Origin of the sequence: Pseudomonas mosselii, from assembly GCF_019823065.1 — a bacterium.
Lineage (GTDB): Bacteria > Pseudomonadota > Gammaproteobacteria > Pseudomonadales > Pseudomonadaceae > Aquipseudomonas > Aquipseudomonas mosselii.
On record NZ_CP081966.1, the window covers coordinates 3,573,094 to 3,598,789 of the forward strand.

At 67.8% G+C, this 25,696-nt stretch carries 13 protein-coding genes; 4 read left to right on the plus strand and 9 right to left on the minus strand.

Going from position 1 to position 25,696, the window contains the following annotated elements; genetic code table 11:
- Positions 1–16 precede the first annotated feature (16 nt).
- The 3 genes from K5H97_RS16385 to mqo form a co-directional block, all read right to left on the minus strand.
- Complete coding sequence (locus tag K5H97_RS16385) at positions 17–12,508, minus strand: filamentous hemagglutinin family protein (RefSeq protein WP_028688754.1); 12,492 nt, start codon at positions 12,506–12,508, stop codon at positions 17–19.
- Between the two features lie 206 nt (positions 12,509–12,714).
- Entirely contained in the window at positions 12,715–13,863 is a 1,149-nt protein-coding gene (locus K5H97_RS16390) for a substrate-binding domain-containing protein (protein WP_028688753.1), read from the minus strand.
- A gap of 350 nt (positions 13,864–14,213) precedes the next feature.
- A complete protein-coding gene (mqo, locus tag K5H97_RS16395) occupies positions 14,214–15,788 on the minus strand; it encodes a malate dehydrogenase (quinone) (protein WP_028688752.1) in 1,575 nt (524 codons plus the stop codon).
- Positions 15,789–16,001: 213 nt separating this feature from the next.
- Between mqo and aroQ the strand changes: the two genes are divergently transcribed.
- Entirely contained in the window at positions 16,002–16,451 is a 450-nt protein-coding gene (gene aroQ, locus K5H97_RS16400) for a type II 3-dehydroquinate dehydratase (protein WP_028688751.1), read from the plus strand.
- Positions 16,448–17,293 carry a shikimate dehydrogenase gene (locus tag K5H97_RS16405; RefSeq protein WP_028688750.1) on the plus strand — a complete coding sequence of 282 codons (846 nt, stop codon included), beginning with the start codon at positions 16,448–16,450 and terminating at the stop codon, positions 17,291–17,293. Before aroQ ends, K5H97_RS16405 begins: the two co-directional genes overlap by 4 nt.
- A 52-nt stretch (positions 17,294–17,345) precedes the next feature.
- Here the strand turns inward: K5H97_RS16405 and K5H97_RS16410 are convergent, their stop codons facing one another.
- Genes K5H97_RS16410 through K5H97_RS16425 form a run of 4 tightly spaced genes read right to left on the minus strand, consistent with a single transcriptional unit; the run spans position 17,346 to position 20,177 of the window.
- Positions 17,346–18,080, minus strand: a complete 735-nt coding sequence (locus tag K5H97_RS16410) for an amino acid ABC transporter ATP-binding protein (RefSeq protein ID WP_028688749.1) — start codon at positions 18,078–18,080, stop codon at positions 17,346–17,348.
- Positions 18,067–18,714 (minus strand): amino acid ABC transporter permease, encoded by a 648-nt coding sequence (locus K5H97_RS16415; RefSeq protein ID WP_028688748.1) that lies wholly within the window; start codon positions 18,712–18,714, stop codon positions 18,067–18,069. The genes K5H97_RS16410 and K5H97_RS16415 overlap by 14 nt, the downstream gene beginning before the upstream one ends.
- Positions 18,715–19,380, minus strand: a complete 666-nt coding sequence (locus K5H97_RS16420) for an amino acid ABC transporter permease (RefSeq protein WP_028688747.1) — start codon at positions 19,378–19,380, stop codon at positions 18,715–18,717.
- A gap of 11 nt (positions 19,381–19,391) precedes the next feature.
- The gene (locus tag K5H97_RS16425) at positions 19,392–20,177 is read right to left on the minus strand and encodes a transporter substrate-binding domain-containing protein (RefSeq protein WP_028688746.1); all 786 of its coding nucleotides are present in this window, start codon (positions 20,175–20,177) and stop codon (positions 19,392–19,394) included.
- A gap of 261 nt (positions 20,178–20,438) precedes the next feature.
- Here K5H97_RS16425 and K5H97_RS16430 point away from each other — a divergent pair, with 261 nt between their 5' ends.
- On the plus strand, positions 20,439–21,137 hold the full coding sequence (locus K5H97_RS16430) for a FadR/GntR family transcriptional regulator (protein WP_028688745.1): 699 nt from the start codon (positions 20,439–20,441) through the stop codon (positions 21,135–21,137).
- A 6-nt stretch (positions 21,138–21,143) separates the two neighbouring features.
- Here K5H97_RS16430 and K5H97_RS16435 read toward each other — a convergent pair whose 3' ends face one another.
- On the minus strand, positions 21,144–21,806 hold the full coding sequence (locus K5H97_RS16435; protein ID WP_028688744.1) for a TetR/AcrR family transcriptional regulator: 663 nt from the start codon (positions 21,804–21,806) through the stop codon (positions 21,144–21,146).
- Between the two features lie 105 nt (positions 21,807–21,911).
- Positions 21,912–23,819 carry a 3-dehydroshikimate dehydratase QuiC gene (gene quiC / locus K5H97_RS16440; RefSeq protein ID WP_028688743.1) on the minus strand — a complete coding sequence of 636 codons (1,908 nt, stop codon included), beginning with the start codon at positions 23,817–23,819 and terminating at the stop codon, positions 21,912–21,914.
- 409 nt (positions 23,820–24,228) lie between these two features.
- On the opposite strand from quiC, the gene K5H97_RS16445 reads away from it, so the two are divergent.
- Entirely contained in the window at positions 24,229–25,602 is a 1,374-nt protein-coding gene (locus K5H97_RS16445) for an MFS transporter (RefSeq protein WP_028688742.1), read from the plus strand.
- Positions 25,603–25,696: the final 94 nt, after the last annotated feature.

Sequence of the window (25,696 nt, forward strand, 5' to 3'; positions counted from 1 at the left end):
GCCCGGCAGCCCCGGCTCATAGCAACAGGTTGCCCCGCTCCTCCTCGCTCAACTGTGCCTTCGCCCGTTCATCCAGCGCCCCGGCCCCGAGCACCTGCACCGGGCTCTGGCGATTGTACTGGGGGTTGAGGCTCGCCCCGTCCTGCCCCGGCACCAACCGCTCGCCACCGAAGCCCAGCACCTGCACGGTGATCACCGACGGCTGGCGCTGCCTGGACGCGGCCTGCTGCTGGCGCCCCGCCTCTTCGGCGGCCTGGCTGGCCGACGATGCCGCGGCGCTGGCCGAGGCGATCGCCCCGGTATTCACCGAGGCCACCGCCGGCATGCCCTTGGCGTCGCCCTGGACCTGGATGTTGGCGGCGTTGACCACCTGCAGCGCGGCGATGTTGACATTGCCCGATACGCGGATCCCGGCCTCGCCAGCGTCGATGGTGCCCTGCGGCGCGATCAGGTCGATATCCCCCGGCGGCACCTCGGCGATCGGGTTGAGCGTGGCGATGCCGGCGCCGGTGCTCGGCACGCTTGGCGCCAAGCCGACGTTGCCCCACAGGTCGTAGGTGCGTTTGGGCGGGGTATACACCACGGTGGTCTTCGAACCGCGACCGGCGTTGATGTCGCCCTGGGCCGACCAACCGAGGATCGAGCCGCCGAAGGTGGTCATGATCCGGCTCTGGCCGAGCAGGATGCTGCCGTGCGAGTACAGCTGGATATCGCCGCTGCCCTGGGTGATCACCCCGGCGGTGGACGGTGGCGCCTCGCCCTCGATGCCGAACACCTGCTGGCCACCGGGTGTCAGCACCTGGATGCCGCCGCCGAAGTCGGTATGGATGCCCGCCCCGCCATAGAACGTGGCGCTGCCGCCATAGCTGATCGGATTTCCGGCCACATCCCGCTCAGGGAACAGCGTGGCGATCGCCTGACGGCCGCGTACATAGCTGCCGGTACGCGGGCCGTTGACGTCGTTGTACTCGCGTCCGCCTTCGCGCAGTTCGCTGAAGTAGACCTGCCGGGCGAAGATGCGCTGCTGCTCGGCGGGCAAGGCGGCGAAATAGTCACCGCTTGCGGCGTTGTCGCCAGTAAAACCGAAACGTTCGCGCAGCCAGGCCTGCAGTTCCTGGTCGTAGACCTTGAACGGCTGGTCCGGCTGGCCCTGCTTCGTGCCCAGGTAACGCTCGAGCAGGCGGGTATAGTCCGGCCCGGTCTTGCCAGCGCCGACGACGATGGCGATGGCCGCGCCGTCGTTCCCGCCACCGCTACCATCGACCCGGCCAATGCTGTTGATCGCCGCCTCCTGGTAAGCCGAGCCCACGCCCTGGCCGGACTGGAACAGGTTGCCCCCGGCCACCACTTCCAGCTGGCCGGGCCCGGCAACATTGAAGGTGCTCAGGCGAATGTCGCGGCCGGCGCTGATCAACGAGACATCCAACGCGTCGCCATGAATGATCAGGTTGCCCGAGGAATGGATGTTGCCCTGATCCCCTGCCACCATGCCCGTCGCCCCGAAGCGCTCGGTCCCCAGCGCCTTGCCGGCATTGACGATATCGCGCCCGGCCATCACCCGCACCGGCCCTGCGCCCTGGTACAGCTTGAGCCCGGTCTGCTGGTATTCAATGATTTCGCCGGTGTTCAAGCCGAGGATGTCGCCCGCCAGGGCATAGAAACGCGCAGGCGCCTGCGGCCGCTGCCCGGCCCTGTAGGTGTTGAGCCCATAGGTGAACAACGGCGCCGTATCCAGGCTGGCGGCAACGTCCCCGCTCAGGTTGCCGGCCCGGTACACGAACGCGAAGTCCTGGCCCAGCATGGCAGGTCGCTGCGGCGTGGCGATGGCTGAGGTGTCGGTGCCGGCCTGGCTGATCACATAGCCACCGGCATAGATCGACTCGCCCGCGATCAGTTGCAGGGCGCTGCGCGCAGACGGCGCGGTCATCAGCGAGTACGCCGACGTCGCGACGCCCCGCTCGCTGGCCGAACTGCCGTAGTACAAGCTGCCGTTAGCCGCCAACACGCGCAGGGCCGTCGGGTAGAACAGCCGCCCACCGTAGAGCGGCAGGTTGCGCCCGGGTCGGGTGTCGTCGAGGTTGACCGGCGTGACATTGCCGCCCAGGGCCAGCAAGTCAACGGCGGTGGTCTCGCGCCACAGCGAGAACCAGCTGCTGCCCTGCCCGGCATAGCGCATACCGTTGTCGCCGAGGAAGCCGGTCATGTTGAACTGCGGCACCCGACCTGGGTCGCCCACGCCTTGCACCACCAGGTCGCTGCGGCTGTCCAGGCGCACGGCGGCATCGCCCGGCATCAGCGTCAGGCCACCCAGCGCCGCCGCCTTGGTCGAGGTGAAAGGGTCGTAGGCACGCGACTCGCTGCTGTCGTTGAAGGCGAAGCTGCTGCCATAGACCTGCCTGACCACGCCGATACTGCCCGCCTGCACATTCAGGGCGCCGCGCAGGTTGACCAGCGTGCCGCCCAGGTCGGGGGTGACGCGCGCCATTTCCAGGGCACTGGAATCTGGGTTGATGGCGCCGGCCACACGCAGGTTCAGGTCGCCGCCTCCGGTCTGCACCAGGCGGCCGTCCTCGGTCATCCGGCCACTGCCGCCTACCACCAGGTTCAGGCCCTGGCTGCGCTCGGCCTCGACGCCCGCGGTGTTGCTGCTCTGCAGCAGGCCCGCCGAACCGTCCACGCCGACATCCAGGTTGCCGCCGCCCAGGGTGCCGATGCCGGTGAAGCCCACCAGCCAGGGCTCGGCCACCGTGGCCTGGGGCTGCTGGGCGAAGGTGCCGAAGTTGACCCACCAGGCCGCCGGGGTATCGGCGCTGGGCTGTCCCTGGCGCCACAACCAGTTGCCCACCGCGGCCGACGCCACTTGCGGCCTGGCGAGGGCACTGCCGGTCCTGGTCGCCACCAGGTTGCCCGTCAGGTCGCCGCCGGCGGCGATGCGCAGGTTGCCGCCCTGCTCCGGATACCAGGCGCGGTACAGGCTGTCGGTCAACGCTTCATAGGCCGTGCCGGCGCCGCCCAGCACGCTGCCGTCGGCCAGCCGGCCACGGGCGACCTGGTGCGGATCACTGCCGTCGCGCCATAGCGACGGCGCCTGGGTGCCGGCGGTGTAGACTCCGAACAGCGAGTCCATGCGCCAGTCGCCGGCGCTGAGCAGGTCCAGATCGCCGGTGCCTGTACGCAGCACGCTGAACATCAGGGTCTGCGGCGTGACCTCGATACGCTCGGGCTCGCTCGGCGCATCAACCTCCACGCACCAGCCGGGGATTGAGCACAGGTCCATGTCGGCTTCCGCCACCGGGGTGCCGGGCTCCATGCCATAGGTGTTGTCCGGCCCCCAGACCCAGATCTTCTTGCCGCCCACTGTCTGGTCCACGCACCAGCCGGCGATGTCGCACAGCACCAAGTCCTCGGGCGCCACCGGGGTACCCGGCTCCATGCCATAGGTGTTGTCGGGGCCCCAGACCTTGATGGTCTTCACTGCCGGCTCGCACCAGCCGGCGATCTCGCACAGCGCCAGGTCCTCGGGCGCCACCGGAGTACCTGGCTCCATACCGTAGGTGTTGTCCGGCCCCCAGACCATGCCGGTGCCGGTATCCCCGCCGCCGCTGCGTTTCTGCTGCGCCATGTAGTGCAGGTCGGCCAGGCGCAACACGCCGGCCTCGGTGTCGGGGCGGGTGATGCGGCTGTCGGCGGCATCCAGGTCGGCGCCGGCCACCAGGCGCATCGACCAGGACTGCGAACCTTGCGCCAGCATCTGCGCCAGCGCCCAGTTGCGCCCCTGCTGGCCATTGACCGCGGGCCGCAACTCGATCAGGTCGACGCCCTCGGCCAGCTTGACGTCGGTGCCGGCCGGCAGCCGCGAGCCCACGGCCAGGCCCAGCACGCCGCGCAGGGTCAGACCGCTGCTGGGCAGGGCAACGCCCTTGCTCCAGGTGCCGCCCTGCACCGCCACGCTGACCGGCAGGCGGCTGCCCGCATCCAGACGCGTGCCAACGGCCAGGGTGACCGGCTCGCGCAACAAGGTGCCGGCGGCATACAACAGGTTGCCGCCGGCATCGCGCACCGGGGCCTCGAGCACCGTGCCCGCAGGCAGGGTCAAGGGCGCCGACAGGCTCAAGGCACTGGGCAGGCGCTGGTTGGCCGGCAAGGTGGTGGCGGCGAACGGCAGGTCGAAGTTGAGCAGGCTGCCTTCGGGGAACCGCGTGCCCTCGGCCAGTTCGACGCCGCTGCGCGGGATCACCAGGTCGCTGTCGAAGGGCTGCTTGCCGGGCACCAGCAACCAGCCCTTGCCGTCCGTGCGTGTGTCGTCGGTGGCCAGGTCCACCGGCATGAAGCCGTCGCTGATGCTGCCGTACACCTCCAGGTTGCCCCCGGCGCGCAGCACCAGGTTGCCCACCTCGCCTGAACCGTAGACCGAGGTCTGCGCGGTCAGCGGATTGAGGCTGGCGTAGCGATGGCCGGACAGGTCCAGGTCGCCCTGCATCACCAGGTCGGTGCGGGCATCGGCCGTGGCGATCTCCACGCCCGGCCGCAGGTGCAGGGCCTGGACGTAGCGGGTGTTGTTGAGCCCGGCCAGACGCACCTCGAGCAGATCGCGATTGCCCAGCAGGTGGTTGATGAACTGCACGCTCAGGTCGTGCTTGCGGTTCAGGTAATCCTGGTCGATGACCTGGACCGGCCGACCACTGACCGAAGTGCCGCCCGGCGCCGCGTCGGTATAACGCTGGTTGCCGACCACCGCGATGGAACGGGCACCGAGAATGTCCACAGGGCCGCGCACGTCGATGGCGATATCACCCGCGGTATCGCTGCCCTGGCGCGGGGCGATCAGCTCCAGGGTGCCCCGTGGGCGGCCATCGCCCTGCCCGGCGGCGGTGCCGTGGCGCAGGTCGATGCGCGCGCCGCTGGCCAGGGTCAGCTGGCCCTGGCCACTGTTGAGTTCGACCACGGCGCGGTTCGGCGCGTCGATGATCGCGCCGTAGCTGTCGACCCGCAGCCCACTGCCGTGGGCATCGAGCAGCGCCCCAGCGCCGAGGGCAAGGCCACGTCCGGCGGCCAGGCGGATGCTGCCGACTTGCTCGCCGCTGGCATCGACATGGCCCTCGATCCTGAGCTGGCCATTGTCCAGCGACACGTTGATCTGCCGTGCCTTGAGCTCATCGCCGATCACCAGGTCGCCCTGCTTGATCTGGAAGCTGCGCGCGCCGAACACTTCGTCGCGGTTCAGGCGCTGGTTGAGGCCGGCGAAATCGTCTAGGTGCCGGGCACGGATATCGACCGCGCCACCCGCGTAGGGGACCCGCGTGCCGGCGGCATCATACTGGCCGCTGGCAGCCCCAAGAATCCGGCCGAGCAGCTCGATGCCCCCGCCCTGCTCACCCAGGGCGATGGCGCTCAGGCGACCGGCGCGGTTGTTGCGGGCACTGAGGTCGATCAACGCGCCGGCGGCCTGGTGAATGTTGCCGAACTGACTGCCGAGCACCAGCTCGCCACCCCAGCTGTACTGGGTCACATCATTGAAGGTCAGGGTGCGCCCGGCCAGGTCCACCCGCGCGGCGTCGCCCAGGCGCAGGTCGTCCACGGCCTGCAGGGTCAGGCGGCCACTGGGCAGGCTGAAGGTGCCGTCGACCAGCAGTTGCCGCGCCTTGAGGCTCAACTCGGCCCCCAGTGCCTCGCGGCCGCTGGCCAGTGTGCCCGCAGCGCCTTGCACACGCAGGGTGCCGCCGGCCTCGATGCGGTTGAGCGAACCCGCGGTGCCGGTCCACAACGGCGTGTCCACCAGCAGGTCGCCACCGCTATAGGCGAAGCCGCCGTCGGCCTGGTAGTCGCCACGGCGGTGATGAACCAGCAGGCTGCCCTTGTGGTTGGCCGTCACCTGGTGGCTGGCGTGCAGTTCCACACGGCTGAAGCCCAAGGTCTGGCGCGCCATGTCGGCGCTGCCGTCGGGCTGGCTGTTGGCGCCATAGCCGAATTCCAGGTCCTTGACGCGGATGGCCAGCACGCCATCGCCACTGCCGGCCCCACCCGCGATCGGCGCACCCGCGACGTTACGGGCACCGCTCCAGATCAAGCGTTCGGTGCGGATGGTCGCCTGGTCGCCGGCCAAGCCACTGCCATGGATGGCCGGCACGCCGAGGACCAAGGCCTGCAGACGGTTCTTGCCGGTGACCGGGTCGTAGGTGTCGAGCGCGGTGGTACCGAAGAAATTCAGCGAGTCGGACGCCGCCAGCGTCAGGGTCTGCAGAGCAGGCACGCCATCGGCCGGGCTGCCCTGCAGCAGGCGGTCGAGCACCTGCTGGTTGAGGGTCAGGCCCTGACCCAGGACACCATTGGCCAGGGCCTGGGCCAGCGCCTCGGCGCTGCCGACGTTGATCCGACCGACCGACAGGCCCAGGTGACGGGTGCCGAAGGCCACGCCATCATCGAGGCTGAAGGTCTTGTCGGTGGCGGCGAACAGCGAGCCTTCCGAGTACAACCGGGTGCTGCCCTGGCAACCGCCAGCGCTGCAGCCGCCAATGAGAATGGAACCCGGCGCCCCGCTGGTGGTGAGTGGCGAAGACAGCACCTCCAGCCGACCATTGGACACCGCCAGCAAGGCGCGGCCATTGCTGTTGATGAAGTAGCCGTCATCGGCACCGAAGGGCACCGCGCCACGGCCAAGGGTGACGAGACCGGCCCCCTGCTCGACGACGATACCGCCGTGCGGATCGTTGCTGGTCAGGAACACTTCGCCGGCCCGCAACTCGGCCCCCGAACGCACCCAGATATCGCGGGTGCCTTCGAGGAAGGTCATCTGGTTGCCGCCCTGGCCGTAGAGCACATTGGCCCGCCCGCCCAGGGTCAGCCGGGGTGCCTGCAAGGCATTGAGCTCGCGTGCCGACAGCACCGCGATGTTGTCGCCGATGGCCTGGCCGCTGCCGCCATCGGCGACGATCTCCAGGCCCCGGGCGCCGAACACCGCCGCGCTGCCGGCATGACCGCCCTGGGCGGCGGCGAAGTTCACCCGCCCGGCGACACGCAAGGTACTGGCGGCGTCATTGTTGGTCTGCACCCGCAGGTTCAGCCACTTGCCATCGGCCTCGATCGCCGCGCGCGGCACGCCCTTGGCCACGGCATCGGCGCGCACGAAGTCGGCGTAGGCCATTTCGTTGTACTGCGAATAGCGTCGCAGCACGTCAGCTGCGATCAGGATCACCTGGCTCGGCAGCGCCTGGCGGATACCGGTGTTGGCCACCGACAGGCTGCCCGTGGTGGTCCATGAGCCGTTGCGCATCGCCTGGCTGCCAGAGCGTCCCACGGCCGTGGCCAGGCCATTGAGCTCGACCCTGAACGCGCCCGGCAGCAGGGCGTAGCTGGCCGGCAGCAAGGTGTAGGTGCCTGCCGCCAGGCCTGGAATGCTGCCATCCAGGGTAATCTGCTGGCCGATCCCCGGCGCTGCCACGCCGGCTTCGCCGGTGACCGGTGCGTAGGGGCCGGTGAAGCTTGGCACGATGGCATAGACCGGGTTGCTGTCCAGGGTGGGCAGGACCAGGCGCCCCTCGCCATCGAACTGCATCAGCGGGTGGTAGCGGGCATCGGTGGAGCCGCCACGTCCGGAGACGAATCCGGCCCCGGTCAACGTGCCGCCCCCGGACAGGTCGATCAAGGCGTCCTGGCGGACATCGATCGATTTGCCGTTGAGCGACACCCCATAAAGGCTGTCGCCTGCCGCCCCCACCAGCTTCACCGCCTCGCCACCGAACAGGTAGCTCAAGCCGTCCACCGTTGCGCCATAGGGCATGACCAGCCCGGCCGCGCTGACCGAAGTGATGCTGCCCGGCAGCAGGGTCACGGACTGGGTGCCCCCCGTTTCCTGCCCCAGCGACAACCCGCCCAGCGGCGCCCGCAGCACGCCGCCCTGCTCCACCTTGCCGGCGATCAGCGCCAGCCGGCCGAATACCGAGAACGGTTGCTCGGGCGTGTTCAGGCCACGCCTGCCAATGCGCAGGGTGGCGTTGGCGCCCGTCTCGATCTGGCCGAAGGCACCGGTGGTCGGGTAGATCTGCGCGGCGAGCAGCTCCAGGTCGGCATTGCCGCGCAGCAAGGTGCGGTCGGTGCCCTCGCCGACCTTGCCCAGCACGCGCAGGTCGCCCTGGCTGCGCAGGCTGCCCAGAGCAAAGCCACGCCGATCGAAATCCAACGTGCCGCCCGTAGCCAAGGCCAGGCTGCCATGGGCGCCCAGGGTCAGCGCATCGCGCAGGTCCAGCAGCTGCGCGTCGACCTGCAACAGCGCCGCGCTGTCCTGGGTCGACAGGCCGCCCTTGAGGGTCGGTCGGGTCGCCTGCTCAGCGCTGCGGTGGTTGCTGCCCGCGAGCCGCACATAGGGCGCCTGCAGGTGAACACGGGCGTTGCCTGCGCTCCCCTGGGCCAGCACCAGCGAACCGGTGTACAGCTGCAGGCTGCGGGCCATCTGCAGATCAATGTCGCCATCGAACGCCACCACGCCGTCGCTGAGCAGCGACAGGCTGTCGAAGCCCCCAGCAGCGATCCTGGCGACGTCGAGGCGCCCCTGGCCATAGCGCAACGGTCCGTTCTCAAGGCCAGCAGCGCCCTGGGCAAGGGTCAGCTCGCGGGGTGCCTTGACCCCGTCGACCAAGCTGGCATTGAGGTACAGACCGGTGTCCAACGCCACCTCCAGGCTGCCGCCCGCAGCGCCACGACCACCGGAAGCGGCACTGAAGCTGCCGTTCAGGCGCAACCCATGGCTCGACGCCAGGCTGATGCGCCCGCCGTTGCTGGCCACGGCCACCGGCCCCTGGCCACGGATATCCAGCGTGGCCTGGGCGCCATCGGCGCGCAGGCGGGCGCCTTCGGCCATGTCCAGGAACAGGTAGGCGCCGTTGCTGGTGCCCAGGTTGTGGTCGATCTGCCCGCCGATGACGATGCTGCCGCCGTCATCAACCCGGCCATAGCGGCGCCCCTGCAGGTCAACGGCCGTGACCGCCCGACCGGACACATCGATCAGGGCCTGGTCGCCGAGGCGGATGGAGCGCTGGTGCGCGCCTTCGGATACACCGGAATCCATGGCCGGCAGCCACGGCTGCAGCAGACTGACACTGCCGCCCCAGGCATTGAGGGTGCCGTCCAGGGTCAATTGCGCGGTGCTGCCCAGGCTGATGGACTGCAACGGGTCGACACTGATCGTCGCGCCGCGCCCGACCTCGAGCAACGTTGCTTCGCGCACGGTCTGGGCGAAACGGGTATCGCCCGCCGCCAGGGCCAGGCTGGCGCCGGCACGCGACTCCAGGGTGCCGGCCACGGCGTTCTGCACGAGCGGCGGCGCCAGCCAGACCTGCGCCTGACCACTGACCGGCTGGCTGGCGTCAAGCCGCTCCACAGGCCGGGTGACCTCGATACGGCTGCCGGCGGACACGCTCAGGCTGTGATTGCCGGTGATGGCGTAGTGGGCGAAGCCGCGGCTGAAGAAATCCTCGGCCAGATGCACGCTGGCCTTGCCATCGGCGGCGGCGCCAATGCTCACCCGGTCGGCGGCCACGGTCAGGGTGCCCGCACCACTGCTGCCGTAACCGCGCAGCTCACCATCGAGGCGCATCCGGCCGGTCCCGGCGCTGTTCAGCACGCTGCTCTGCAAGGTCAGGTTGCCGCCACTGCCGCCGAGCAGGCGGTTGGCTTCGCGGCGCACCACCCCACCGGATACGTCCAGCACGCTGCCGCTGTCCAACAGCACATCACCGCTGCTACGCAGGCTCAGACTGCCGCCGTTGCGCCAGGCCCGCTCGCCGGGACTCACACCTTCACTGCGCAAGCCGCTGACATCCAAGCGTACGCCGGCGGCCACGCCGACCTGCGCGCGCAGCCCTGTCGGGGTAACAAGCGGCAGGTCCTGCAGGCTGGCGAGGACCCGCTGCCTGAGCACATCGCCCAAGACCATCTGCCCGCCTCTGGCGGTCAAGTCGGCATTGACCTGCACCTGCGGGGCATAGAGCGTCAGGCTGCCACCGTCGGCCAGACGCAGGGCATCATCGACCTGGATACGCTGCTGAGCGGCGACCGTAAGGCCGCCCAGGGCCGAGCCGTTGAGCCAGTCGCTGTCGAGCAGCAGTTGCCCGCGACGCTTGTCGTCCAGCGGTGCCTGCAGGCCGATATCGGCGCTCTGCCCGCCCGCCCCTTGCCGCACCAGCACCTGCTGCATGACCGGGGTCAGGCTCATGCCCAGCGCCTTGGCATCGGAGAGATAGCCGGGCACCTGCTGGCCGATCACCAGCTGCGCGCCCTGGGCCCGGGCGCTGTGGACCTGGCTATAGCCGTCGCCTCCGCGCACCGGCGCCTGGACCTGGCGCTCGTCCTGCCAGGTCTGGCCGACCAGCTGGCCATCAAGCACCGCGCTGTGGGTCGCCACCACCAGGCTGCCGGCATCGCGCCCCACGGTGTAGCCCTGCTCGAAGCGCTGGCCGGGGGCGATCAGCGGATTGTAGAAGGTGCGGGTCTGGTCCCAGCGTGCGCTATGCGCCTGGTAGCCTTTGTACAGGCCGGTGTAGAGCAGGTCACCCGGGGCCCGCGACAGTTCGTACAGGCGTCCGTCCTCACCACGCAACCAGCTCTGGCGGATGTAGCCGTCCTGCACCGCCAGGGTGCCACCGGACAGGTTGATCTCGGCGCCGGCACGGGTCACCAGGTCCTGGCCGGTGAAGATCACCGTGCCGCCCTGGGCCATCCACTCGCCGACACTGTGGTTGCGGGTGCCGAGGTAGCCGCCGACCTCAAGCAGGCCACCGGCGGTGTACCAACGATCGCTGGCGTAGCCGTTGACGCCCTTCTCGACATGCACCAGTTCCCGTACATCCACCCACACATCGCTGTTGATCAGGCCGCCCTTGTCACGGTTGCCGGCCGCGTCGCGCTGCTCGTTACCTTGCACGTTGATCTTGATGACATTGCTTTCCATCGCCACCTTGACCCCGAGGGCCCCGGCCACATCGATGCGCGCGCCCTCGTCCACCAGGCTGCGCAGGCCGGCACTGACCGCCACCTGGCCGCCGGTGGCCAGGGTCAGGGCGCCTTCCTGGAAATGCACGGTGCCGCCACTGACCACCTCCACCCGCGACTGTTCGGGGCGGTCGATGACCTTGCTCAGGTTGTCGAAGCGGCCCGTGGCATTGTTGCCGCTGACACCATCCACCACCTGCCGCGAGGCCTCCCGCTGGCTGTCGAGGGCCTGGCTGTCGTCGAGCAGCACGGCGGTGACGCTGCCCTTGCCGAAGCTGACCGTGCCGTTGGCGTCACTGGCCGAATTGAGCAGGTGGATGCTGCCACGCCGGTCCACCGCGGTGCTGGCCAGGGCCACGCCGTCCTGGCGCACGGCATGGCCGGTCAAGGTGATGTCGCCGCCTGCGGCCTGGATCAAGCCACCGTTGGCCACGCTGCCGGCGCTGCTGCCGGCCTTCAGGCTGCTGGCGACCTCGTTGCCACGGGTGGTGGAGAAGGCGTTGGCCTGGGTGCCCTTGCCCCGGCGGATATAGAAGGCGTCACCGGCGGCAAGCGTGGCCTGGCCCTGGGGCGTGATGATCTGGCCTTCGTTGCTCACCTCGCTGCCCAGCAACAGCACGTAGCCGCCCCCTTCGGTGGAGCTGGCCGGCGCGCGGGTCTGCAGCTGCGCGCCGCGCTCGACCTGGAGCTTGCCGGCGGCCTCGGTGAAGGTGGCCTGGCTGGCGTTGTTGTCGACATAAAGCCCACGCTCGCGGAACTGCTCGTCGCTGACCTGCGCTGCCGCCGCCACCAGGTTGCGCACGTTGACCTGGCTGCTGCCGTTGAACACCACGCCATTGCGGTTGACCAGCATCACCGTGCCCTGGGCCTCGATCTGGCCCTGGATCTGGCTCGGCCGGGCATTGGGGTCGTTGACCCGGTTGAGCACCGCCCACTGCGCCTGCTGATCGAACTTGACCGTGGTGTCGCGGCCGACGTTGAAGGTCTCCCAGTTGAGGATCGCCTTGTCGGCGGTCTGCTCGATCAGCACCTGCGTCCTGCCGCCCACCTGGCTCTGCTGCGGCGCCTTGGCATTCTGCCAGCCCTTGGTCAACGGGTTCTCGTCGACCTTCAGGCCGCCCTCGCCCAGGCCGTTGGGCACGGTCTGCGGCTGCACCTGCGCCAGGGTACGCCCGGCGGCCTGGGCGGCCTGCTGCGCGGCGATGGCGGCCACGGTGTTGTTGAGGTTGCCCACCGACCGCTGGAACTGCTGGTTCAGGCGCTGCTGCTGTGCCAGCGGCGGTGGCGCGCCGGGCAGTTGCACGGTGCCACCGCCGCCGACGCTGCCCCCACTGGCGGGCGCAGCGCCCTTGGCCGCAAACCAGGCCGAGCTGAACGGCTGCGCGGCGTGGGCCGTGCCCGCCAGCATCAGCAGCGCGATGGCCTGGGCCAGGGGCTTGAGCAGCATGGGCTCATGGCCGACAGGCTGGCCACGGCGCTGGACGACGGTGGCTGGAAAGTCTGGCTGGTGCTGGCCGCGCGACATCGCAGGGTTCCTTGTGCTGGGTCATGGAAGGCAGTTCGGTGCGGCCGTGATGCCGCTTTGCCATAAGGCAGTCGGCCCGGGCCCGGACCGAAGTTTTGTCATGCAAAGTTCATCTGCCTGGGTTACGCGCACACGCGAAAACCGACGGTGCCGTACCGGCCACCGTCGGTTGTCCGCCCGTTGCGGGCTTGGGCTTTCGCGTGCGCTTACAGTCGGCCGATGCCGTTGCAGACCGAAGCGTTGGCGATGTCGGTGCCTTCGTTGTAGCCGTTGTCCAGGAACACCTTCTTGATCTCGGCGGCGTAGGCGGCCGGCAGGCTGACGAAGGAGTGCTGGGCGATGGTGGCGGCCTTGGTGCCGGAGTACAGGTCGTTCAGGAAGCTGCGCACGGCGGTGGCGTCAGCCGCGGTCTGGTAGCACTGGCCGACCAGCAGGTTGGTGTAGCCGACGATCGGATAGCCCGAGGTCGGAACGATGCCACCGGCGTTGAAGATCGGCACCCACTTGCTTGGGTCGGCGCGATCGGCCGCGGAGCTAGGGGCGACGGCGGTGCCCAGGGCGGTACGGGCGTTGGCGGCGGTCGGCAGCGGCGCGGTGCCGGCGGTCATGGCGTTCTTGCTGACACGGGCGACCACGGCGTTGTTGCCGGTGGCGACATAGTCAGGGCTGACGTAGCCGATGGTGCCATCGGTGGCGTTGACCGCGTTGACCACATCGGCGCTGCCGGCAACGGCTTGCCAGGTGGCCGGCTCGCTGCCGACGTTGGCGGTGGTGAAGGTGCTGCTGACCACGAAGGACGATGGGCAGGAGTCAGCCAGGAAGCGCGACAGCAACTCGGTGGTGCCGCTGCTGCCGGAACGGTAGATCACCTTGATCGGGGTGGTGTCGGCGCTGCCCAGCAGCTGGCCCCAGGTGGTGGTGGTGCCGGAGAACACGGCGCACAGCTGGGCGCCGGTCAGTTGCAGGTTGGTCACGCCCGACTTCTTGTAAGGGATGGCAACAGAAGTGCCCACGGACGGGATCTGTACCAGTTTGCCCCAGGTGGCGGCCTTGGTGCTGTTGTAGGTCGACAGCTCCGAGGCGCTCAGCACCGAATCGCTGCCGGCGAAGTCGACGTTGGTGCCGGCCGGCTGGTTGATCGAGGCCGGTGCGTTGGTCAGGAACGCCGTCTTGCCACCGCCGCTGCCCACGCCGGTGTAGCTGAAGTCGGCCGGCAGCAGGCGTGGCAGGGTCGAGGTGCCGTTGTAGAGGTTTTCCGGCAGGGTGGCGCCGCCACCGACAACAGCAGCCATGGATTGGGCCGAAGCCAGGGTAGCAGCCACCAGGGAGGCGGCGATCACAGTACGCTTAAACATGAAGCAATCTCCTATCGTCGTGTTCGTACGTTGAGTGGGTCGCGCATTGCTGTGGCCACAGGCCGCATCCCCTGATCCAGAGGGGTTGGCGGCTGGGCCACGAAGGCAACATTCGCAGCTTGTGGTGACAGGCAAAGGAAAAAACATCGGGAGTTCGGCAGGGAAAAGCTCGGGTGTCGGCGGGCGGTTTCCGGGCCTGCGGCAGGCTGGCCAGGAGCCGGGGCAGGCAGTACGGGAGGGATCGAACCGGAGGATGGCAGCTCAGGTACTCGGGAGCTTGGCCGGGGGAGAAAAAAACATTGCGCCAGTGCCGGCCACTTCACAGTGGCCGGCTGGTCATGGGCGGGTCTTCAGGGCGCGGCGACCTCGCTGGGCGTCGCCAGTTGCAGAACCTCGCTGGTGTAGGCCCACGCTTGCTGGACCTTGTCCGGGTGCTCGTTCAGGCGGATGCCGTAGGACGGGATGATCTGCTTGATCTTCGCCTGCCACTCGGGCGTGGCCACCTTGTCCTTGAACACCTTGCTCAGCAGGTCGAGCATGATCGGCGGCGCGGTCGAGGCGCCCGGCGAGGCGCCGAGCAGCCCGGCAATGCTGCCATCCTTGGACGTCACCACTTCGGTGCCCAGCTTCAGCACTCCGCCCTGGTTCTGGTCTTTCTTGATGATCTGCACCCGCTGGCCGGCCTGCCACAGGCGCCAGTCTGCCTTCTTGGCCTCGGGGAAGTAGGTCTGCAGCGCAGCGAAACGGTCATCGTCGGACTGCATCAGCTGGCCGATCAGGTACTGCACCAGGTCGAACTCGCGCACCCCGACCCGCACCATCGGCCAGGTGTTGTGCAGCGACATGCTGGCGAACAGATCAAGCAGCGAACCTTCCTTGAGGAACTTGGTGGAGAAGGTGGCGAACGGCCCGAACAGGATCATGCGCTTGCCATCGAGCACCCGGGTGTCCAGGTGCGGCACCGACATCGGCGGCGCGCCGGTGGCGGCGATGCCGTAGGCCTTGGCCATGTGGCGCTGGGCGATGGCAGGGTTGTCGGTGACCAGGAACGAGCCGCCCACCGGGAAGCCGGCATAGTCCTTGGCCTCGTCGATGCCGGACTTCTGCAGCAGCGGCAGCGCCGCGCCGCCGGCGCCGATGAACAGGAACTTGGCATCGGTGGCCGAGGTGCTGCCGTCCTTTAGGTTCTTGTACTCGACGTGCCAGCTGCCGTCGTCGTTGCGGGTGATGTTCTCCACTTCGCTGGACAGCTTGAGGTCGAAGTTGGGCCGGGTCTGCAGGTAGCCCACGTACTGGCGGGTGATCTCGCCGAAGTTGACGTCGGTGCCGATGGGCGTCCAGGTGACGGCGAGCTTCTGGTTGGGGTCGCGCCCCTCCATCATCAGCGGCACCCACTTGGCGATCTGCGCGTGGTCCTCGGAGTACTGCATGGGCTTGAACAGCGGGCTGGCCTGCAGCGCTTCGTAGCGTTTCTTGAGGAAGCGGATGTTGTCGTCCCCCCAGACGAAGCTCATGTGCGGCGTGGTGTTGATGAATGAGCGCGGGTTCTTCAGCACACCCTGCTTGACCTGCCAGGCGAGGAACTGACGGGTGACCTGGAACGACTCGTTGATCTCCACCGCCTTGCTGATGTCGATCTTGCCGTCCTTCTCCGGCGTGTAGTTGAGCTCGGCCAGCGCCGAGTGGCCGGTGCCGGCGTTGTTCCAGCCGTTGGAGCTTTCCTCGGCGACCTTGTCCAGGCGCTCGACCATCTCCATCGACCAGCCCGGCTCCAGTTCGTTGAGCCAGACCGCCAGCGTGGAACTCATGATGCCGCCGCCCACCAGCAGCACATCGACCCGCTTGCTGTCGGCGGCGTGGGCGTGGAGGCCCAGGGCCAGGACCAGTGTCGCGACTGCCCACCTGGGCGTTTTGCTGATGTTCATGTGCGCTCCCTTGTTGGTCATTGCGTGCACCTGCGCGATCAAGCTTAGTCGACTGGATTGCTCGGGCATGGCCGCGGTGTTTTTAATGCCTTTGGCGGATCTGTCGCGGGCCAGGTCCGATAATCGCCCGCTTTCGATCGATGATGATTTGACGAAACTAACCAGGTAGTACAATTATCGAGACATCCAAAAACAACAAAGTGATACCCCGCCATGACACCCCGAATCCTCGTGCTCAACGGCCCCAACCTCAACCTGCTGGGCACCCGCGAACCCGCCCAGTACGGACATGAAACCCTTGCCGACCTGGCCCGGCTGTGCGCCGCCAGCGCCGCTGAACTGGGCCTGGAACTGGAGTTTCGCCAGACCAACCACGAAGGCGAGCTACTCGACTGGATCCATGCCGCCCGTGGCCGTTGCCACGGCATCCTGATCAACCCTGCCGCCTGGACCCACACCTCGGTGGCCATCCGCGACGCCCTGGTGGCCAGCGAGCTTCCGGTGATCGAGGTGCACCTGTCCAACGTGCACAAGCGCGAGCCGTTCCGTCACCTGTCGTTCGTCTCCAGCATCGCCGTGGGGGTGATCTGCGGCCTCGGCAGCCAGGGCTACCGCATGGCCCTGGGCTACTTCGGCGAACACCTGCGCGAGCACGCGGCATGAGCGGCACAGGCATCCTTGCCGGCCTCATTGGCCGTGGCATCCAGGCCTCGCGCACACCGGCGCTGCACGAGCGTGAAGGCGACGCCCAGGCGCTGCGCTACCTGTACCGGCTGATCGACGCCGACCAGCTGGGCCTGGACGACAGCGCCCTGCCCGCCCTGCTCGATGCCGCCGAGCGCACCGGGTTCACCGGGCTCAATATCACCTTCCCGTTCAAGCAGGCGATCCTGCCGCTGCTCGACGCGCTGTCGGACGAAGCGCGTGGCATTGGCGCGGTGAACACCGTGGTGCTGCGCGAGGGCCGGCGGGTTGGCCACAACACCGACTGCCTGGGCTTCGCCGAAGGCTTGCGGCGCGGCCTGCCCGGCGTCGCGCGGCGTCAGGTGGTACAGCTGGGCGCGGGCGGCGCGGGCGCGGCGGTGGCCCATGCGCTGTTGGCCGAAGGCGTCGAGCGCTTGCAGCTGTTCGAGGTCGACCAGGCCCGCGCCCGGGCACTGGTGGACAATCTCACCCAGCGTTTCGGCGTCGGTCGCGCCGTGCTCGGCGAGGACTTGGCCAGCGCGGTGGCCGACGCCGATGGCCTGGTCAACACCACACCCGTGGGCATGGCCAAGCTGCCCGGCACCCCCTTGCCTCCCGCGCTGCTGCACCCACGGCTGTGGGTGGCGGAGATCATCTACTTCCCCCTGGAGACCGAGCTGCTGCGCCATGCCCGGGCCCTGGGCTGCCGCACCCTGGACGGTGGCACCATGGCAGTGTTCCAGGCGGTCAAGGCGTTCGAGCTGTTCAGCGGGCGCCCGGCCGATGCCGAGCGCATGCAGGCACACTTCGCCAGCTTCTAGCAAGCCCGCGCGTGCGCAATCAGGGCTGCCGCGCGACGAAGCGATGCAGCCCTCAGGCCCCCGCCACCGCACCGATGAAGTTGGCCAATTCCGCCGTGCGCGGTGCGGCAAACACGTCGCGCGGGTGGCCGGTCTCGTGCACCTTGCCCTGGTGCATGAACACCAGCTTGTCGCCCACCTCGCGGGCGAAGCGCATCTCGTGGGTGACCATGACCAAGGTCATGCCCTCCTTCGCCAGCTGGCGCACCACGCCCAGCACCTCGTTGACCAGTTCCGGGTCCAGTGCCGAGGTGATCTCGTCGCACAGCAGCACCTTGGGTGACATGGCCAGCGCCCGGGCGATGGCCACCCGCTGCTGCTGCCCACCGGAAAGGCGGTCAGGGTAGGCGTCGATCTTGTCGCCCAGCCCTACCCGCTCGAGCATCCGCTCGGCCAACTGGCGTGCCTCGGCCCTGCCGGTCTTCTTCACCACCTGGGGCGCGAGCATCACGTTCTCGCCCACGGTCAGGTGCGGGAACAGGTTGAACTGCTGGAACACCATGCCGACCTTCTGGCGCAGCGCGCGCAGGTCGGCACGGCCGGCATCGAGGTATTCGCCATCCACCTCGATCACCCCGTCGCTGATCGACTCCAGGCCATTGAGGGTGCGCAGGAAGGTGCTCTTGCCCGATCCGCTGCGGCCGATGATGGCCACCACCTCACCCTCCTCGATGCTCAGGTCGACCCCCTTGAGCACGTGGTTGTCGCCGTAGTACTTGTGCAGCGCGGACACTCTAAGCAGGGGCATGCAGCCTCCTTTCCAGGTAACGGGCGCTCAGCGAGAGCGGGTAGCAGAGGATGAAGTAGCCCACGGCCACCAGGCCGTAGATCAGGAATGGCTCGAAAGTGGCGTTGGCCAGCATGCCGCCGGTCTTGGTCAGCTCGGTGAAACCGATGATCGAGGTGACCGCGGTGCCCTTGACCACCTGCACCGAGAAGCCCACGGTGGGGGCTATGGCGATGCGCAACGCCTGGGGCAGGACCACATGGCGCAACTGCTCCAGGCGGCCCATGGCCAGGCTGGCGGAGGCCTCCCACTGGCCCCGCGGGATCGCCTCCACGCAGCCGCGCCAGATCTCGGCGAGAAAGGCGCTGGTGAACAAGGTCAGGGCGATGGCCGCGGCCATCCACGCCGACACGTCGATGCCGAACAAGGCGATGCCGAAGAACACCATGAACAGCTGCATCAACAGCGGCGTGCCCTGGAACAGCTCGATGAACGCGCGGGCGGCGCCGCGCAGCAGTGGCCGGTCACTGATCCGCGCCACCAGCAGCAATAGCCCGCCGACGCTGCCGCAAGCGAACGCCACCAACGACAGCAGCAAAGTCCACTGCAACCCGGTCATGAGGTTGCGCACGATATCCCACAAGGTGAAGTCCATTCAGCGTCTCCCCATCAGCAGGCGCTGGCCGATCCAGGCCAGCAGCTGGCGCACGACGATGGCCATCAGCAGGTACAGCAGCGTGGTCAACAGGTAGGTCTCGAAGGCGCGAAAATTGCGCGACTGGATGAAATTGGCGGCGAACGACAGCTCTTCGGTGGCGATCTGCGAACACACCGCCGAGCCGAGCATGACGATCACGATCTGGCTCGTCAGCGCCGGCCACACCTTGGCCAGAGCCGGTTGCAACACCACGTGGCGAAACGCCTCGAAACGGCTCAGGGCCAGCGCGGCCGCGGCTTCGAGCTGGCCCTTAGGGATCGCCTGGATACCGGCGCGGATGATCTCGGTCGAGTAGGCGCCCAGGTTGATCACCATCGCCAGCACCGCTGCCTGCCATTCGCTCAGGCGCACGCCCAGCGCCGGCAGGCCGAAGAAGATGAAGAACAGCTGGACGATGAACGGCGTGTTGCGGATCAGCTCCACGTACAGCCCGAACAGCGCGTCGAACGGCCGCAGGCGCCAGGCCCGGGTCACCGCGCCGAGCACGCCGATGGCGACCCCGAGCACGGTGCCGACCAGGGTCAGCTCCAGGGTGAACAGCATGCCCCGCAGCAACAGGTCGCCCTGCGCCAGCACCGGGGCGAAGTCGAATTGATAGGCCATCGCTCAAGCGCTCAGAGATCGGCCGGCAGCGGCTGCTTGAGCCACTTCTCGGCGTTGCGGTTCAGGCTGCCGTCGGTCCTGGCGGCGTCGAGGGTGGCGTTGACCTTCTGCAACAGCGCCGGCTCGTTCTTGGCCAGGCCCACGTAGACCGGCGAGTCCTTGAGCTTGACCTTGAGCACCGGCACCTTGGCCGGGTTCTTTGCGGCGATGGCGGCCATCACCACGCTGCCGCTGGCGATCAGCTCGACCTGCCCGGACAGGTAGGCGGCGATGGTCGAGTTGTTGTCCTCGAAACGCTTGATGATCGCGCCCTTGGGCGCCACGGCGCTCAGTTCCATGTCCTCGATGGCGCCGCGGGTGACGCTGATGGTCTTGCCGGCCAGGGCTTCGATCGCGTCGACCGGTGCCTCGGCCGGGCCGAACACCGCCAGGTAGAACGGCGCATAGGGGCGCGAGAAGTCGATCACCGCGGCGCGCTCAGGGTTCTTGCCCAGGCTCGAGATCACCAGGTCGACCTTGCCGGTGGTGAGGAACGGGATGCGGTTGGTGCTGTTGACCGGGGTCAGGGCCAGCTTGACGCCAAGCTTGTCGGCCAGCAGTTGCGCGGTGTCGATGTCCAGGCCGCGAGGCTTGAGGTCCGGGCCGACCGAACCGAACGGCGGGAAGTCCTGGGGCACGGCCACCTTGAGCACGCCGCGGGCGGTGATGTCAGCCAGCGCGTCGGCCTGGGCCAGGGGCATTGCCAGAGGGGTGGCGCAGAACAGGGTGGCCAGGAACAGGGAGCGGAACGTCTTCATCGAAAGGCCTCGCAGGAGTCCGGAAAGGGGCTGCGGTGCCAGTGCACGGGCCATGCCAGTCTTGGGCAAAACACCTGCGAGCGGCGTGGCGCAAGGCACCGATCAGGTCTTACTGGTCTGAACAGTTGAGACCTCGAAGCATCCCGTGCCCCGCTTTCGCGCAACGGCCGCAGGGCCTGCGCCAGGACGAGGCAAGGCTTGCCACGCCGTGCCGATTGCCCGTAAAAGGGAGGCCATCGCCCTCAGACCGGTCTGAACAGCATGCTCGCCACCGCCACGCGCCCCGTCCCGGAAATCGCCCTGCAGGCCATCCGCCAACTGATCGAGCAGGACGGCTACCAGCCTGGCGACGCCCTGCCTTCGCAGCGCGACCTGGCCGAACGCCTGGGCGTGAGCCGGGCGTCGCTGCGCGAGGCCTTGTCGTCGCTCAGCGCCCTGGGACTGGTCAGCGTGCAACCGGGCAAGGGGGTGTTCGTCCTGGCTCCGGCCACTGGCCAGCCATCGCCAGGCAGCTTCGCCTGGCCCTATGCCGAACAGGTCTCGGCCGCCGACACCTTCCAGCTGCGTTACGCCCTGGAAGGCTTCGCTGCCGGCCAGGCGGCCCTGGCGTTGACCGCCGATGACCTGGACGCGTTGCAGGCCAACGTCGAGGCAATGGCCGTGGAGTTGCGCGCCGGGCGCTTCGAGGCCGCCGCACGCCTGGACTTCGCCTTCCACCAGCAACTGCTGCAGGCCAGCGGCAACCGCGCGATGCTGCAGGTGATCACCGCCAGCCAGGATATTTTCCTGGAAAGCCAGAAACTGCCGTTCATCCGCCCCGAGCGGGCCATGGAAACCTGGCAGGAGCACCGCAAGATCCTCCGCGCCCTCGCCCGCCGCTCCCAGGCCGGCGCGCAACGGGCAATGCAGGAGCACATCCGCAACGCCGCGGCGCGCACCGGGGTGGTGTTCGCCGGTTGAGCGGGCTCAGGCCTTGATGTAGCGCATCACCGCCTCGCAGATCACCTGCTTTTGACGCTGCTTGACCTGCTCGTCGGCCAGGTCGATCTGGAAGATGTCGCCGAAGGTGTGGCGGTTCGACACCCGATAGAAGCAGAACGAGCTCATCAGCATGTGCAGGTCGATCACCTCGATCCCCGGGCGGAACACGCCCTGCTCCACGCCGCGGGCGAGAATCTTGCCCAGTGCGTCGAGCACCATGCTGCTCATCTCGCGGATCACCGGCGACTGCTTGACGTACTCGCCATAGTGGATGTTCTCGGTGCAGACGATGCGCACGAAGTCGACGTTGTCGGCGTGGTGGTCGAAGGTGAATTCCACCAGGCGCTGGATCGCCTGTTCAGGCGACAGCGAGTCGAGGTCCAGGCTGTGCTCGGTCTTGCGGATGTCGCCGTAGAGCTTGACCAGGCATTCGACGTAGAGCTGCTCCTTGCTGCCGAAGTAGTAGTAGATCATGCGCTTGGAGGTGGCGGTACGCTCGGCGATGGCGTCGACCCGGGCACCGGCCAGGCCCTGCTGGACAAACTCGGTGATGGCGGCCTGGAGAATGTTCTCGCGGGTCTTTTCCGGGTTGTTCTTGCGCGATCTGCGCAGCCCTTCGACTTCAGGCTTTGCTACCGAATCACTCATACCGACTCACAGGCTCGTTATAGGAATCCGGACGATTATCCGTGAGCCGGGCGGTGCAGGGAAGCGTGGTGTTGTGAGCGGCTTGCCCCGCGATGGGACCCTGATTTACAACACCGCCGTGCGCGCCGTCCCGCTGCGCGCCTTGGCCATCGCCGCCAGGCGCACCGCGACGTTGGCCGCGCCATAGCCGGCGTAACCGCCCTTGCGCTGCAGGACCTCGAAGAAAAAGCGCCCTTCGAACGGCTCGGTGTACACATGGAACAGCTCGCCGCCCTGGGCATCGCGGTCGTACAGCACGTTGTAGTACGCCAGCTCGCTGAGGAACTCGTCATCGAACTCGAAGCGCGCCGCCAGGTCGTCGTAGTAGTTCAGCGGGATCTCCAGCAACGGCACGCCGGCCTCCTTGGCCCGGGCCACCTCAGCGAAGATGTCCTCGCAGTCAAAGGCGACATGGTGCACGCCCGAGCCGCGATAGCTGTCCAGGGCATGGGCGATGGCGGTGTTGCGGTTCTCCGAGATGTTCAACGGCAGCCGCAGGCTGGCGCAGTGACTGCGCAGGGCACGGCTCTTGACCAGGCCATAGGGGTCAGGCAGTACCACCTCGTCGTCGGCGGTGAAATCGAACACGCTCTTGTAGAACAGCACCCAGCTGTCCAGCGCCTCGGCCGGCAGCGCCAGGGCCATGTGGTCGATGCGCTTGAGCCCGCCGCTGGCCCGGGCGTTCTGATCCAGGTGGAAATCGATGTCGTAAAGGCTCGGGCCGTCGGCGTCCGGTTCCACCAGGTACAGCAGGCTGCCGTCGGGCGCGCGCACCGCCGGGATCTCGCGCTCGTTGGGGCCGACCAGGCCACGGAACGGCTGGCCACGGTAGGCGGTGGCGCGCCGCAGCGCGGCCTGGCCGTCATTCACCCGCAGCGCCGTGGCGCACAACGACGGACCATGGGCCTCGAAAAAGTTGTGGGCGAACGAGTAAGGTTCGGCGTTGAGCACGATGTTGATATCGCCCTGGCGCAGCAGGCGTACCGCCTTGCTGCGATGTTCGCCGGCCTCGGCGAAGCCCAGGCGTTTGAGCCACCCACCCAGGCGCGCGCCGACCGCCTCGTCGACGGCAAACTCGATGAACTCCACGCCGTCGTAACGGCTTGCGCCAGGCGGCGCGAACAGCACGCCAGGCTCGACGGCGCGTGCCTCACGCTCCAGCTCAACGCGGGTCTTTTCTTCGAGGTACAGCAGCGAGCGCAAGCCGTCGGCGGCGTTCTGCCGGGTCGGTGCCGCACGGAAACCGTCGTTGAAGACCTCCAGCGACAGCGGACCGCGGTAGCCGGTGGCCAGGATCGGCGCGAGAAAACCCGCCAAGTCCATCTCGCCCTGCCCCGGGAAGCAACGGAAATGCCGGCTCCACTCCAGCACGTCCATTGCCAGGATCGGCGCGTCGGCCATTTGCACGAAGAAGATCTTCTCGCCGGGGATATCGCGAATGCCGTTGGGATCGCCCTTGATCGACAGGGTATGGAAGCTGTCGAGGATCACCCCCAGCGCCGGGTGGTCGGCCTGGCGCACCAGGTTCCATACCTGCTGCCAGGTGTTGACGTGGCGGCCCCAGGCCAGGGCCTCGTAGCCGATGCGCAGGCCGCGGGCGCCGGCATGCTCGGCGAGCAGGCGCAGGTCGTCCACCAGCAGTTGTTCGTCGCCCAGCGCGTCAGGCTGGACGTTGCTGCACACCAGCACCAGGTCGGTGCCCAGCTCCTGCATCAGGTCGAACTTGCGCTCGGCGCGGTCGAGGTTCTTGTGCAGACGGTCACGAGGACAGCCCTCGAAGTCGCGAAACGGCTGGAACAAGGTGATCGCCAACCCCAGGTCCGTGCACAGCTGGCGGATCTCGCGGGGGCTGCCGGCGTAGTACAGCAGGTCGTTCTCGAAGATCTCGACGCCGTCGAACCCTGCGGCGGCGATGGCTTCAAGTTTTTCCGGCAAAGTGCCGCTCAAGGAAACGGTGGCGATCGAACGGTGCATGGCGGGTGTTCCTTGTTATTGAGAGAGGCGGCTGGTCAGGCCCTGGCACGATCGATTATTCGCAGGTAAAGTCGCCCCGGCAATGAGCTTTGTACGAAACAGTTAGTTTTTGTTCGATTACCGAACAAAACCCGTTCCGGCGAATTGATTCACCCACCCCCGTGAACAACCATGAACACCAGTCGCAGGCCCGTCGGCCCTTCTCGCTGCCACGCCGGTCGTTCGGCGGGCCCTGCGCTGCAACGCCCAACGTCACCACATAATAAGTTCAAGAAAACGGGTACCGACCTATGCACACCTTGCTCGCCCTGCGATCCACGCCGCCGCGTTCGTCTTCTCCCTACAGCCCCGTTGCCGTGCCCTGCGCGCGCTGACCATACGGCCCCCTGACAAGAACAACGGAGACAACATGGCCCGCTCAAGCTCCCAAGCCAAGAAAGCCACCGCCAGCGGATGGATCGGCTCTGCCCTCGAGTACTACGATTTCTTTATCTACGCCCAGGCCGCGGCGCTGATCTTCCCGCAGATCTTCTTCCCCTCCAGCGACCCGAAGATGGCCATCATCGCCTCACTGGCCACCTACGGCGTGGGTTACCTGGCGCGCCCGATAGGCGCCTGCGTGCTCGGCCACTGGGGCGACACCCGCGGACGCAAGAACGTGCTGCTGCTGTGCATGTTCCTGATGGGCCTGTCGACCATGGCCGTGGGCCTGCTGCCCACCTACCACGACATCGGCCTGCTGGCCCCGGCGCTGCTGGTGCTGCTGCGCCTGGTCCAGGGCTTCGCCGTGGCCGGCGAGATCTCCGGGGCCAGCTCGATGATCATGGAGCACGCGCCGTTCGGCCGCCGCGGCTACTACGCCAGCTACACCCTGCAAGGCGTGCAGGCCGGCCAGGTGATGGCGGCGGCGGTGTTCCTGCCGCTGGCCTACTTCATGCCCAGCGAGGCCTTCAACGAGTGGGGCTGGCGCATCCCGTTCCTGATGAGCGCAGTGGTGCTGATTGCCGGCTTCATCATCCGCAAGGAGGTGCACGAGACCCCGGCCTTCGTCCAGGAGGAGAAACAGGACAAGGTCGCCAAGTCGCCGATCGGCGAAGCCTTCCGCCACAGCTGGAAGCACATGGTGCTGGTGATGTTCATGGCGCTGATGAACGTGATTCCGGTGGTTGCCACCATCTTCGGCGCGGCTTACGCGGTGCAGCCGGCCTACGGCATCGGTTTCGACAAGAGCGTGTACCTGTGGATCCCGGTGGTGGGCAATATCGTCGCGGTGCTGGTGATCCCCTTCGTCGGCAACCTGTCCGACCGCATCGGCCGCCGCCCGACCATGATCGCCGGCTGCCTGGGCTCGGGCCTGCTGGCCTTCGTCTACCTGTACGCGATCAGCATCCAGAATGTGCCGCTGGCCTTCGCCGCCTCGATCCTCATGTGGGGCATGGTCTACCAGGGCTACAACGCGGTGTTCCCAAGCTTCTACCCGGAGCTGTTCCACACCCGCTACCGCGTCTCGGCCATGGCCATCGCGCAGAACATCGGCACCATGATCACCGCCATGCTGCCGGCGCTGTTCGCCGCCGTGGCGCCTCCGGGCTCGGAGCATATCTGGCTGGTGGTCGGCGGCCTGGCGTTCCTGGTCACCTGCGTATGCGCATTCGCCGCCTACCTGGCGCCGGAGACCCATCGCCTGGCCATGGAAGACCTGGGCAACCCGCAGGCACGGCCAATGGAGCGGGAGGCTTATGAAGCCAGTCGCAAAGGCAGCCTGAAAGCGTTCGGTCATTGAGGCCAACGCCCCAAGACTTTCGGTTTAAGCCCGCGGCAAAAAAAAGACGCCTCGTTCGAGGCGTCAATACATTCACCTGTAACCAAAGGAGCAC